Here is a 13778-nt window from a genome sequence, read left to right as displayed (position 1 = left end):
ATATTTGACAACTGTCCAATATGTTAAGGAGTTGCCATGAACGTACAACACCCCGCCCTACAGGCAAATAAAGTGGCTGTTATTACTGGCGGCGCCAGCGGGCTTGGCCTTGCCGCAGCGAATAAATTTTTGTCACTCGGCATGAAGGTACTGCTCAGTGATATAGACGAATGTGCCTTGCAAGCTGCCGCCAATGATCTGCATGAGCAATACCCCAATGCTGATTTGATAACTAGCACGGCAGATGTCAGCCAATTAGCCTCACTAGAAAAACTACAAGAGCAGGCCTTTGCACAATTTGGCCGCGTCAATGTACTGATGAACAATGCCGGAATCGCTAGGCGTAGCAGCAGCTGGGATAACTACGATAATTGGCAGGAGATTGTGAACATCAATTTGTGGGGAGTTATCAACGGCCAGCAAGCGTTTTGCCAGGCCATGCTTACGCAAAACGAGCCCGCAGTCGTCATAAACACGGGCTCCAAGCAAGGGATCACCTGCCCTCCTGGTAGCCCTGCCTATAACGTCAGCAAAGCGGCAGTAAAAGCCTTAAGCGAATCCTTACAGCATGAACTACGCAATGTCGAAGGCAATATCGCGCCCAATGAAGTGAGCGCACATTTATTGGTACCGGGTTTTGTGTATACCGGCATGATAAAACGATTTATTCCCGAAAAGCCGGCCTTTGCATGGAGCCCAGAACAAACTATCGACTATATGATGCAGCGCCTGGAAGCTGGTGATTTCTATATTATCTGTCCAGATAACGAGACTACTCGAGAGATGGATAATAAGCGTGTTTTATGGGGCGCCACAGATATCAGCTTAAACCGTCCAGCTCTGTCACGCTGGCACCCAGACTATAGCGAAGCCTTTGCTCGATACATGGAAGAGGAGTAATTAACCTACTTGGGCAAATTCTTGGTAGAGCTGCTGCCAAATGGATTTGCCCATCTGGTCAAAAGCGATCAGTGTTTGCAGATATTCTCGACGCAACTGAGTATCAACCATTTCTTCCGGCAACATAGGATCGTAAGCAATACAGCGAATGTACTCATCGCCAATCAAAAATGATTCCTTGGCGGCGGTTTCAGGATCTAGCTGCTCAGCTCTTGCCATCCAATCCGCCATAATCTTCTGGGCATCACGGTAGTGCTGCTCCAAGTCCTTTCTATCCCAAAGCGACATGGCCCGTTTGTGGGAATCCCCGTCGAGCTCATCGATACGAAAGATGATGGCCTCTTCCTCAAGGCCAATAGACTGCAGACGTTTACGCAAAGCCTGCACGCCACCCACTAAGTTATTCGGCCTTACCGCCAAGCCCTGCTCAAGCGCACTAAAGCCCGCCAGCTGCAGCAAACGCTCACGGCGGCGCAACGCCGTGCGATCACTTCGCCCCAACATGGCCTGATAAACACCAATCCAGCTACCATCCCAGTCACAAAGCTTACTTTCCAGCTCCCGCCAGCTGGCTAGATCGGCGGCTAGGTTTCTAGACCGGGGCCCAAGCTGATACAAACCTCGCTCGGGTGCCTCCACCATCCCTTCGGAGCTCAATCGCGCCAAAGTCACACGAGCACTGTTTTCGGTTATATCGAATAATTGGCAGATACGGATAAACACCTGAGAGCTAATTGCCCGCTCAGCTTCCAATAATAAATTTAAAATCAGATGTTTAGGTTTAAGCGCCAAACCAAGCCTCTTATGCTTAGAAATCAGAGGCTTATAGTGTATGACAAGCGAGGGCCTTATCCTAGAGGGGATAAGCTTATCCCCCCTATAGCCACAATAATACTGATTTATATCAGCGCTATTGTGGGAATGTTTTGGCTTTGGGCCTAGTTCTCAAGCTATCAAACTTTTGTCCAGCAGCGGTTAATTCGGCACGGTGGCGCTCGAGCACCTGAGGAAATCTATCTGCCAAACTATACCTTTCTCCAGTGGGGGCTTGCATATCGAACAGCAAATCGTAGGGTGATTTAAAGCCTGGCAACTGACCAAATTTAGAGAAATCGCCAATAGAGGTTCGATAATAAGTTTGGATAAGATATTTCCAGCGTTGGCTTCGTACAGCGATAACATCTTCATTGTTAAAAAAGTAGAGGTATTCACGCTGAGGATCTTGGCCATTCAGTATAGGTAGCAAGCTTAGCCCGTCAAAATCAGCTGCTTTATCGAGACCTACAGCGTCAGCTACCGTTGGCAAAATATCGATATTCATGCTGACTGAATCGATACGTTTTGCGGAGCTAAGTTTATTCGGCCAGCTGACAATTAAGGGAACACGGAAACCACCATCGTAACTCGAACCTTTACCGCCTTTTAGGCCAGCGACACTTCCTTCAAAAAAGGGACCATTATCACTCGTAAAAATGATCAGGGTATTTTCATAGAGACCTTGTTGTTTTAAAGCCTTAATCAGTCGCCCCATATTCCAATCAAGTTCTTCAATAACATCTCCATAAAGGCCAGCCTGCGAGCGGCCCTTGAACTTCTCTGATGCGAACAATGGAATGTGGGGCATGCTATGGGATAAAAACAAGAAAAAGGGCTTGTCTCGTTTTTGCTCAATAAAGTCGATTGCCTGATCGGTGAAGCTTTTGCTAAGTAATGCCTGATCTACATCTCCGGAAATCGCTTGCCGACCATCGTAGATCGTAAAGCCTGCCATATCATTGCTAAACGGCACTCCATAAAACTCATCAAAACCATAATCCAATGGATGGTATTTGGGAAAGTTGCCAAGGTGCCACTTACCGACCATCTTAGTTACGTAATCTTCTCGTTTTAAAAGTTTAGCAATATTCTCTATATCTTTCGGCAGACCTCTATCGTCACCTTTTGCCTCTACTACTCCATGAGCTAAGCCTGTTCTAATCGGGTACAAGCCTGTTAGCAAGCCCGCCCTAGAAGGCGTGCAAACATTGGCACTGGCATAGAAATTTGAAAAATTAGCCCCACTGGCTGCTAAAGCATCGATATTTGGTGTTGAGATAGATTGTGCACCATTAGCACCTATATCTCCGTAGCCCATATCATCGAGCAACACCAACAACACATTAGGTTTGTCCGCTGAACAAACCCAATGACTAAAAAACAGTGATAACCCTAACAAAAAAATACGCTTGAACATAATAAGCCTTAAGCTGCTGAAGTATGGGCTAACTTGGTTAAATCCAACATGCGATTTGAAAAACCCCATTCATTGTCATACCAAGCCATCACCTTAACCATTTTACCATCCACCTTGGTTTGGCCAGCATCAAAACTGGCTGATGCACTGTTGTGGTTAAAATCGACCGACACTAAAGGCAACTCATTGTAGTCTAAGATAGCCGGCTGTTTTATTGAGGCTTCCTTCATTAGCTGATTAACCTCCCCTACTGTGGTTTCACGCTCGGTAAAAACAGTTAGATCAACGAGCGAGACATTCGCGGTAGGTACTCTTACCGCCATACCATCTAGCTTACCGTTTAGCTCAGGTAGTACTAGGCCAATAGCTTGAGCGGCTCCCGTTTTTGTGGGGATCATAGAGCTTGTTGCTGCGCGAGCCCGATACGGGTCGCTATGATAACTGTCATGCAGTTTTTGATCATTAGTAAAGGCATGAACAGTTGTCATCATGCCTTGCTCAACACCTAGATTGTCGTTGAGTACTTTTACCACAGGGGAGAGGCAATTAGTGGTACATGAACCACAGGAAATAATGTTGTGCTCTGGCTTTAAGGTCTCGTCATTTACACCGCATACAATCGTAGCATCAGCTCCTGAAACTGGGGCTGAAACAATGACCTTCTTGGCGCCACTGCTAATGTGCTTATTAGCAAGTTCTGGCTTAGTAAAGAGTCCCGTACACTCAAGCACTACATCCACATTCAAGGCTTCCCAAGGTAAAGCCTCCAAGCTGGGTTCGCGAAGCATCATAATGCTTTGATTGTTAACAACTAAACAATCATCTTGCAAACTCATGTCAAATGGAAATATTCCATGTACTGAATCGAACTTTGCTAAATGAGTATTCAGATTGATATCCGCTAAATCGTTAATTGCGACCAATTCTATTTCTTTATCCAGGCCTGATTCAAACAACGCCCGAAAAACTCCGCGACCAATACGACCAAACCCATTAATCGCGATCCGAATACTCATTGTAACCTCCAACTTCTACACTCACGGTCGTATGCGACCGAAGAAAATGAACAGCCAGCAAAATAAAGGCATTAAGCTAGTAACTGACTAATCGCCACACCAATAAATGTGGCAATTGCATAACCAAATATTCCACACATGATTCCTGGCGTCACTAGGTGTCGCCAGTTTTTAGACGTAGCAATCGCTGCGGTAACAGCAGGGCCAACTAGGGCAGCCCCTGATGCCACTATGGTTTCATCTAGGCGAAAACCCAATTTACGCGCTATGAACAACGTCGAACAAAGGTGAAAAATAATAATAAACATGCCGTAGAAAAACAGAGTAATAGCAATACCTAAGAACACCGACATATCTGTGCCAGCACCAACTACTGCAAAAAACAAATACATCAATAATAAGCCACACTCATATTCCCCTTCTACTGCAGCCATCTGCTTTGGGAACACATTGGCAATGAATATTGTAATTACGGTGATAACTAGAAAGGTGTACTGTTCATAACCCGACAATAAAGCAATGTACTTTGCCAATGCGCAAATGGTGAAACTCAAAGCAATCGCGCCGCTTAGATGGCTTAATTTCAACTTGGCAGTGGGATGTTCGGTACTATCTATTTGACCACTATTAGCTTCCCCCTTTTCCCTGAAGAAGCGCTGCACAAAGCTTAGAGACGGAATAGCCAGCAGTAAGGTTAAAGCGAGAATACTAACAATGCTGCTTGCACTAATCGCTGTGCTAAATTCTGTTTCGCTCATTTGTACAACCTGAGAAACAGCAAGAAAATTTACTGCGCCACCAACAAAGCCACCCGTGTAGACACCAGCTACTTTTGGTCCTATTTCACCCAATTCGAAAAGATAAAACCCAATGGTTGCACCGATAGCTGTCGCGGAACCTGCAATAAAAAATACCAGCATAACCCGGCCGCTTTCTCGAAATATCTTTCTTAGATCGCTTTTGAACAGCAATAAAGGAATCGCTAGCGGAACAAGATTAGCCCCTACAAAATCGTAAGCGGCCGACTTGAAAGGAATTAAACCGAAATTAGAAAGCAACATTGCACCAACCAAGACACAAACCACGCCTGAGATCTTGCGGCCGATGGCCAGTGTATCGACCCAGAAGCCAAACCACGCCAAAGCAAAAATAACCGCACATACGGCCATTGTATTTTCTGCTGAAATCATCGTTTCTACCTATGTATTGTTGGTCTTATTATTGTCTTAGCTATTTATTAGCTTAGTTACTTGAAAACACCTTTGCCAAATTCGATAACGTTGCAGATACCACGCAAGGCAACTCAGTTATAACTCTGTACTCTCCAGCAACTCTTTGACTCTCGTTTTCAAGAGTACATCCGCTTTCAAACGATCTTTACGTTCCGGGTAAGCGGACAAATACCCGTCATGAGCATCGCCCAATGCAGTAGCCATGATTTGCTGCACCAACTCTTCCGGCGGAAGATGTAATGCTTCTGCAAGCGCTAAGACACGCGCCTCTGCATGAGGCTCCAATTTAACGGCTGCCAATTGAACTTGTCGATCATCGCCTTTAGTCAATTTCCCACGGGCTTCGCGACTGAGTTGCGCTACCTTTCTATAAGTTATCACTCATCAGCCTCCCATACATTTGGCATACTATTTTTGTCGATAATAGCCCCGTGCTGCTGAACAACACTGGCCGCTAATCTGTGGCCGTTTTTTGCGGCTGTAAGTTGTGATTGCCCGCGTATTCGCGAGGCTAGATATGCCGCATTAAATGAATCTCCTGCAGCCGTGGTATCTCGCGCTTGTTCAACAAAGTTCGCAGGGCAGGCCATCCGCTCTTCTGCTGAGACCAATACACTACCTTGCGGGCCTTTCTTCAGTACAATTTCTTTAATACCTAGGGCAATTAAGCGATCAATAACCTCCGCCTCGCACACGGCTGGATAAAGCAACTGTTCATCATCTAAAGTAGAAAGAGCGATATCACTTAAGCTATAAGCTCTAGCAAAACATCGCCTAGCCTTATCTATATCAGGCCACTGCCGCGGCCGGTAGTTACTGTCAAAAGCAATTAAACCACCAACCTTAGAGAACGCCTCTAGAAATTCAAATAGCGCCTCCCGGTCCGGCTCTGGAAAGAGCGATAAACTAATCCCAGAAAAGTAAATTAAGTCCATATCCTGAAGCTTTGAGAACAATTTTTCTCGCTTTTCTTTATTGCTCAGCATGCGTCGTACAGGAGCCTGATCCCTCCAATAGCTGAAGCTGCGCTCACCACTGCGATCCGTTTCGATGGCATACAAACCCGGCAGAGCATTCTCTACCCGATCGACCAACTCACAACGAACATGCTCTGACTGCCATTGAGAAATCATCCAATCACTATAAGCATCCTGCCCTAGCGCACTCACATAATGCGTATCCACGCCCATTCTTGCGAGATAGACCGCCGTATTTAGGGTGTCACCGCCAAAGGCTAAACTGCAATTGAGATCACCGAGAGCGCTTGATTGCTTACTCGCTGTGTTGGCTAAAGCTACCGGCAAACTCAACTCCAGCATGCACTCACCGATAACTGCTATAGTGCTGGCCTTGGCCAGGTCTTTGCTGCTCAAAACTTTTTACTCAATCAATTCACCTACTAAGCCGATTCAGACTGCATTCTCTCTAGGGCATAAATGGCACCCCTTAATTCGGCTAAGCCTTTCATTCTACCCAGCATCGAATAACCAGGATTTACCTTCTTGCCTATATCATCCGCCAGCAGATGGCCGTGATCTGGGCGCATTGGAATCGAAAGATCTTCGCGGCCTTGGGATTTACGTTGCGCTTCTTCTTCAAGCAGGGCCTTAATGAGCCCATACATATCGTTATCACCTTGCAGATGTTCTGATTCATAAAAAGAACCATCCGGCTGACGCTCGATATTTCGCAAGTGAACAAAATGAATGTGTTTTCCCAGCTCTTTTACAATGGCGACTAAATCGTTATCCGCACGCGCACCATAAGACCCCGCACACATAGTGATGCCATTCGCAGCGCTGTCCACGGCGGCAACAATCGCTTTAGCGTCATCAATTGTCGAAACCACTCGTGGTAAACCAAACAAAGAAAACGGAGGATCATCGGGATGAATACACATCCTCACGCCGCATTCCTCTGCCGTTGGTATAACCTGTTGCAAGAAATAAAATAAATTTTGCGCGAAATCTTCGTTGCTAACTCCTTGGTATTCATTGATAGCACTAGCGATACCTGAGCGATCATATGCTTCAGCACCTCCAGGCAAGCCAGCAATAATGTTGTGCTCTAGAGTGGTTATCTCTTCTTCTGTCATCGCCTTATAGCGACGCTCTGCGCTTTCCACTTGCGCCTCGCTATAATCCGAGCGACTATTTTCACGCTGCAGCACGAAGACATCGTAGGCCACAAAATCATCCATGCAGAATCGAAGGGCGTAACTTTCATTAGCAAGCTTGTACATTAGACTTGTACGAGTCCAATCCACCACAGGCATAAAGTTGTAGCAAATGGTATTCACCCCAGCGGCTGCTAGATTTCGAATGGTTTGGCAGTAGGCTTTTATGTACTGCTGATAATTTCCCTTTCGTAGCTTGATATCATTGTGTAAGGGCACACTTTCCACTACAGCCCATTGCAGACCTTTAGCTTCAATCAAGCTTTTGCGTTTGTTAATCTCGTCTAGAGACCACACATCACCTATAGCAACATGATGCAAGGAAGTTACTACCGCCTTGGCTCCCGCCTGAATAATATTCTCTAGGCTTACGTTATCATTGGGACCAAACCAGCGCCAAGATTCCAACATTTTTCTACCTCACATCCTCTAAAGTCGCACAATCACTGATTTTTGTTCAGTGTATTGCAATAGGGCTTCGTAGCCGTTTTCACGCCCCCAACCTGATTGTTTGTAGCCACCAAATGGCACGGCCATATCGGGAATGCCGTGGCAGTTTACCCACAACAAACCCGCTTTGATTTTGGCCGCGGTTTTATGAGCCAAAGCAATATCTTTGGTCCAAATACTCGCCGCCAAGCCATACTCACTGTCATTGGCTAAAGCCACAATATCGTCGTCATCATCAAAAGCGAACACCGATAAAACTGGGCCGAAAACTTCTTCGGTAGCGATATCCATACCCGCATCGACATCAACGAATATCGTTGGCTCTACAAAATATCCGCCGCCATTCTCACTCACCCTTACCCGTTTGCCGCCACATAAAAGGCGAGCCCCTTGGGTTTCAGCTCGAGTGATTTTTTCAAGCACGGAATCCAACTGGCGCATGGAAATCATGGGTCCCATGTCCATATCTGGATCCAATGCGGAGCCAACTTTGATAGCTTCCGCCTTCTCTTGAATAAGTGGCAGTAACTTTGAATAAACAGATTTATGCACATAGAGCCTTGAGCCTGCGACACATACTTGACCCGCGTTTGAAAATATTGCCGAGATCGCACCCTCGGCAGCATCTTGCAAATTGGCATCGGGAAATACCACCATTGGTGATTTTCCACCTAACTCTAAAGACACTTTTTTCAAATTACCTTTCGCGGCATCGATGATTTTTTTGCCAACAACAGTAGAGCCGGTAAAGGAAACTTTATCGACATCATAATGTGCTGCGAGATGCCCTCCAATTTGGGGGCCATCCCCCAAAACTACGTTCAGCACACCATCTGGTAACCCTGCCTGCTGGATGATTTCTGCTAGCTTCAAAGTGGATAAAGGCGTTTCCTGAGCTGGCTTCAAAACACAGCTGCACCCAGCAGCAAGCGCCGGCGCGATTTTCCAAGCGGCCTGCACTAATGGTCCATTCCAAGGAACAATAAGTGCGGCTACGCCAATGGGCTCTCTACGGCTGTAGACATGAAACTCGTTACTAGGGCCAGATGAAATTTGCTTAGTTGCACCGTCGATTTTGGTGCACCAACCCGCAAAATATCGAAAACACTCCGCAGCAAAGGCAACCTCACCTTGTTCTGCGGACGCATAAAACTTACCAGCGTCGAGCATTTCTAGTTCAGCCAATTCAGCCTGCTCGGCTTCCATCAAATCGGCTATTCGCCATAGCACTTTTGCTCTCGCTGCTGGGGTGAGGCCCGACCAACGCTCATCATCAAAACTACTACGTGCTGCAGCGACAGCCTGATCGACTTCGACGACCGTTGCGCAAATAGCCTGGCTAATAACAGCGCCAGTAGAGGGGTTGTGTACATCGCTGGTAGCTTGCTGGTTTTCACGCAGCCAATGGCCTGCGATAAAGTGCCCTTGCACTTGCTCCAGACGCTGCTTGATAGCTTCTGACTGTTGGTAGGCTTTACTCACTCTAGGCTCCCATATATTCACGCAATGCAGTTATCACTGCAGCATTCTCTTCGTCGAGTCCCACGCTGATGCGAAGATACTGATCAGAGCCACCCGCAGGCCTTGGAATAATGCCCTTAGACTGCAGGTAGTCAGCAGCAGCACTGCCGCTCTTGCCCGCTGATTCCGGAAACTTCAGTAAGTAAAAGTTTGTTTGGCTTGGAACAATATCAATGCCCATCGCACTTACCTGCTCGGATATATGCTTCAAAGACTTTTTGTTATGTGCCTTAATCTGTGCCGTATAGTCTACATCTCTAACAGCTGCCGCAGCCGCTGCCAATGCCGGTCCATTGGTATTAAACGGCGTACGAATACGACCAACAACACTCACTACTGAACTTGGACAATAGGCCCAGCCGATTCTTACCGAGGGTAAACCATATATTTTTGAGAAGGTTCGAGTCATTACAACATTCTCAAACTCATCAACCAATGCCGAACCATCTTCGTAATCTTCATCCCATACATATTCAGCGTAGGCATCATCAATGAGTAGCAAGCAATCCGCCGGCAGGCCAGCGTGTAGGCGGCGAAGCTCAGACTTACTAATAAAGGTTCCAGTGGGATTATTAGGGTTAGCAATCGAGCAAAACTTAGTTTTTTCCGTCACACGCTCTAGTAGAGCATCAACATCTACTTGGTAGTTTTTCTCAGGAGCAATCACCAATTCCGCCCCTTGCGCTACACAGTGGATATTGGTCATGATAAAACCATTCTCACTTAATAACGCTTGATCACCCGGATTTACGTAAGCACGCACCATTAACTGAATAAGTTCATCAGAACCGTTACCGCAGATAATTCGATCTGGGTCGAGATCGTGTACATCAGCAATTGCTTTACGTAACTGGTACTGGCTACCATCAGGATAACGGTTTAAGTCTGGCAGGCATTCTTGATAGGCCTTGATGGCCGACGGCGCTGGTCCGTGTGACGACTCATTAGAAGACAGCTTGATAGGCTTTTCCACACCTTCGATACTGCTCCGCCCCTGTACATATGGACTTAATTTTTCTACACCAGGTACAGCCTTAAGCTTAGTCATAATTTAACTCTTAGTATTATCACATCGGGGCAGCTCTGCTTAGATCAGCCCCAACTGTCTTTAGCTTGTTACACTCACGCAAGCGCGTATAACTATTTACAAACAGACTCACGATTTTGCGGCATCATCAAAAACGGCCAAGGCGCTGGGAAGAACTCATTAACCTCTACCTCAATAATAGATGGGCCTTTTTCTTCATATGCCTTTTTAATAGCCGATCGTAAGGTTTCTGGATCTTGCGCCCTAAAGCCTGCAGCACCGAAGCTTTCCGCCATTTTCACAAAATCTGGGTTATGTAAATCCGAGCAGATCACTCGACCGTCGAACCATTCTTTTTGCTGACGCTGAACATTGGTGAAGCGATTATCATTGAAAATGATCGTCACCAATGGCAGTTGATATTGCACAGCGGTCGACAGTTCTTGCATGGTGAACATGAATCCACCATCACCGCTAATTTGAATAACACGCTTATCCATGTTGCCCGCCATGACACCAAGCGCCGTGGCATAACCGTAACCTAGAGTGCCCTGGTAACCAGCACTGATATGCTGACGCGGCTTGTAGACAGGAAAACCATACCAAGACACAAAACCACACTGTGTTACCTCATCAACGAAGATGCCATCTTCTGGCAACTCTTCACGAATCACATCGAGATAAGCCATTTGCGGGCCTACTTTTTCTCGTATCTCAGCGTCGACCTTAGCTTTTAGCTCGCTCAACTCCGCTTCTCGGCTACTCGCCGAATGATCACCCAACTGATCGCTAATGGCAGAAGCCGCCATTGCAGCATCACCAACAATTCCGACTTCCGGCTCACAAATTCGTGCAAGCTGAGTTGGATCAACATCAACACGAATAATTTTAAGTTTATCGTCTTTGCCCCACATGGTTAGCGGCCAATTCAGACGCGTTCCAATAGCTACTACCGCATCGGCCTCACCCCATAGACGATGACCCATTGGGAAATTAGCACTTAAATAGTTACGTGAATCTACAATACCTTTACCGCTGCGACAGGCCATTACAGGTGCCTGCAATTGTTCCGCCAAAGCTAGAACTTCGGCACTGGCCTCCAAAGCACCAGAACCAACCACAATCATTGGTTTTTTCGCTTGCTTTAGTATTTCACAAGCTTGCGAAACTAGTTCAGCATCAATGGCTGTTTTATGGTATTCACTGACCGCAGGGAGAATTTCCACTTCAGCTTCCAATGCCATTATGTCCATTGGCATTTCGACTTCTACCGGACGCGGATACCCGCTTTGTAGCTGCTTAAAAGCTTCGGCAATTTTTTCAGGTGCCTGAGTTGGGTGGTCGATGGAAGATGCCCACTTGGTAATATGGCTAATCATCCCAAGCTGATCATCGATTTCATGCAGATCGCCGTAACCTTTACCAATCGCGGTCGACGGGATTTGACCTGAAATACACATAACAGGCGCATAGTTTGACCAGGCCGTACATAAGGCGCCAGCTGCATTTAACAAACCCGGGCCAGGAACCACGGCACAGGTACCTACCTTGCCCGTCGATTTTGCATAACCATAAGCCATGTATGCAGTCGCTTGCTCATGACGAGTATGAATTAGTCGCAGATCACTGCCTTCTTTGTACATAGCATCAAACAAGAAATCCAGCTGCCCACCAGGTAATGCAAATACCGTGTCTACACCATTTTCCCGTAGGGATTTAACGATGGCTTCACCGCCAGTCATTTTAGTCATTTTTAAACCTCAAAATTTTTTACAATATCAAGCAAAAACCTATGATTTAGCTTTTGCCTTTGCCGCTTTACGACGTCGATAGCGGATTAAGAAAAACGGAAAGCCAATCATGTACGCCCAAAACATTGGCAGCTTTATGGCCTTACCCAACGCGGAGACCACATCATCAGGGCTCACATACACTTTGCTCTGCATTGATTGGTCAGGATGGCTATGGATGATTAGATGATCTTTTTTATATTCGAAATGACCAAACTCAAAATCAATATCTGCCAATTTACTTTTGACTTTCATAGTAAGCTCTAACCTTTCGCTAAACGCCCAGTCGCCTGAGCATAATCAATTCGGTCCTGCAACTGCTTAGATACATCTCCCGGCTCCATACCTGCAGGCGGAGTAAACTGTCCGCGCGCATAAAGGTCGTCATAAACTTCCTTACAAATACTGATTTTCTCGACCAGAGCCTTAGGAGGCTTACCTGGTGGAAAACGATTAGGCGGATAGATTGAGTTGGTGTACATTTCACGAAACCCTTCGGTTCGCACATCAATCCAGTTGTTGTGATTAGTTTTGGTTCGATACTGACGCAGCGCTTCGATGTCGATAGTTGTCGCCAACACCTGCTCATTAGGATAAGGCGCTTCTACCATCATGTTGCCGCGATAGTCGATACCAAAAGAATGGCCTGGACAAAAAGCTTTTGGATAGTAGTCGTAATTTACACTGCCCCAGTTAGAACCTAGGACATAACACATATTGTCATGTGCGCGAGCACGACGAGTAAATTTCCAAAAATCCCAAGGCTCTGAAACACCTTCAAATTCTTGAATCGCTCCAGGGTGGCAAATTACTTCTGCCCCGTTATAACCTAGTGCACGTGAAACCTCTGGCGTACAACCGTCATGGCAGGTCATGGTACCTAGCTTGCCAATTTCAGTATCAATAACCGGGAATAAATCTTTGATACCTCCACCGAAATGCTTGCAGTACTCATCGAAAACATCGTGCGGACTGGTGCCAAGACCCAAGGAGGCATTGATATGCCATTTGTGATATTTCAGTACGACATTACCGCAAGGCCCTACAATAAAATTGGTATTGAACCAGCGATCAGGAAATTCTGGCACCTGCTCAACGACGCCGCCACCACAAATGTATAAACCATACTCCTTGGCGATCTCGCCCAATTGATCCACCTCTGGACCTGGAATAGTTACGGCCTTTTTCATCTGATCAGAAATTTTACTTTCGCCTTTTCCTGGCGTACCAACACCCTGCATGAAGTACTCAGGCAGCACCACTAAGCGAACCGGAATCTCCCAGTGATAACCCACTCCAAAGTGAATTAGGTTTTTCACCCGATCGAGATTCATTTGAATCCCTTCTCGATCGTTAACTACGGTTACCTCAGGCTGTATAATCAGCGCGGTATATTGATCAACTTTTTTTGCTTTCATATTAAATTCTGTCTT

At 46.3% G+C, this 13778-nt stretch carries 13 protein-coding genes; 1 reads left to right on the top strand and 12 read right to left on the bottom strand.

Translation table 11 applies throughout. The annotated features are described in order from the left end of the window. Positions 1–36: 36 nt before the first annotated feature. Positions 37–900: an SDR family NAD(P)-dependent oxidoreductase gene (locus Q1A08_RS06460; RefSeq protein ID WP_299771016.1), complete on the top strand. Its 864-nt coding sequence runs from the start codon at positions 37–39 to the stop codon at positions 898–900. Here the strand turns inward: Q1A08_RS06460 and Q1A08_RS06455 are convergent, their stop codons facing one another. The 12 genes from Q1A08_RS06455 to Q1A08_RS06400 form a co-directional block, all read right to left on the bottom strand. Continuing rightward, positions 901–1692, bottom strand: a complete 792-nt coding sequence (locus tag Q1A08_RS06455; RefSeq protein ID WP_299771015.1) for a PaaX family transcriptional regulator C-terminal domain-containing protein — start codon at positions 1690–1692, stop codon at positions 901–903. Between the two features lie 118 nt (positions 1693–1810). Beyond that, the gene (locus Q1A08_RS06450; protein WP_299771013.1) at positions 1811–3133 is read right to left on the bottom strand and encodes a sulfatase; all 1323 of its coding nucleotides are present in this window, start codon (positions 3131–3133) and stop codon (positions 1811–1813) included. A gap of 8 nt (positions 3134–3141) precedes the next feature. Further along, positions 3142–4149, bottom strand: coding sequence for a type I glyceraldehyde-3-phosphate dehydrogenase (gap, locus tag Q1A08_RS06445; protein WP_299771011.1), 1008 nt, complete (start codon positions 4147–4149; stop codon positions 3142–3144). A 71-nt stretch (positions 4150–4220) separates the two neighbouring features. Further along, positions 4221–5339: a DUF819 family protein gene (locus tag Q1A08_RS06440; RefSeq protein ID WP_299771009.1), complete on the bottom strand. Its 1119-nt coding sequence runs from the start codon at positions 5337–5339 to the stop codon at positions 4221–4223. A gap of 117 nt (positions 5340–5456) precedes the next feature. Next, positions 5457–5762: a hypothetical protein gene (locus tag Q1A08_RS06435; protein WP_299771007.1), complete on the bottom strand. Its 306-nt coding sequence runs from the start codon at positions 5760–5762 to the stop codon at positions 5457–5459. After that, a complete protein-coding gene (locus Q1A08_RS06430; RefSeq protein WP_299771005.1) occupies positions 5759–6754 on the bottom strand; it encodes a sugar kinase in 996 nt (331 codons plus the stop codon). The genes Q1A08_RS06435 and Q1A08_RS06430 overlap by 4 nt, the downstream gene beginning before the upstream one ends. A gap of 26 nt (positions 6755–6780) precedes the next feature. Continuing rightward, positions 6781–7968, bottom strand: coding sequence for a mannonate dehydratase (uxuA, locus tag Q1A08_RS06425; protein WP_299771004.1), 1188 nt, complete (start codon positions 7966–7968; stop codon positions 6781–6783). 18 nt (positions 7969–7986) lie between these two features. Then, positions 7987–9489: an aldehyde dehydrogenase family protein gene (locus Q1A08_RS06420; RefSeq protein WP_299771002.1), complete on the bottom strand. Its 1503-nt coding sequence runs from the start codon at positions 9487–9489 to the stop codon at positions 7987–7989. 1 nt (position 9490) lies between these two features. Next, positions 9491–10576 carry a histidinol-phosphate transaminase gene (gene hisC / locus Q1A08_RS06415; RefSeq protein WP_299771000.1) on the bottom strand — a complete coding sequence of 362 codons (1086 nt, stop codon included), beginning with the start codon at positions 10574–10576 and terminating at the stop codon, positions 9491–9493. Positions 10577–10668: 92 nt separating this feature from the next. Next, positions 10669–12306, bottom strand: a complete 1638-nt coding sequence (locus Q1A08_RS06410; protein ID WP_299770998.1) for a thiamine pyrophosphate-dependent enzyme — start codon at positions 12304–12306, stop codon at positions 10669–10671. Positions 12307–12345: 39 nt separating this feature from the next. Then, positions 12346–12600, bottom strand: coding sequence for a hypothetical protein (locus tag Q1A08_RS06405; RefSeq protein WP_299770996.1), 255 nt, complete (start codon positions 12598–12600; stop codon positions 12346–12348). 8 nt (positions 12601–12608) lie between these two features. Next, on the bottom strand, positions 12609–13763 hold the full coding sequence (locus tag Q1A08_RS06400) for a nitrilase-related carbon-nitrogen hydrolase (RefSeq protein ID WP_299770994.1): 1155 nt from the start codon (positions 13761–13763) through the stop codon (positions 12609–12611). Positions 13764–13778: the final 15 nt, after the last annotated feature.

It is taken from the genome of uncultured Pseudoteredinibacter sp., from assembly GCF_947500695.1.
GTDB lineage: Bacteria > Pseudomonadota > Gammaproteobacteria > Pseudomonadales > Cellvibrionaceae > Pseudoteredinibacter.
Note: the sequence above shows the minus strand (reverse complement) of the source record. Positions and strands in the feature narration are given on the sequence as shown.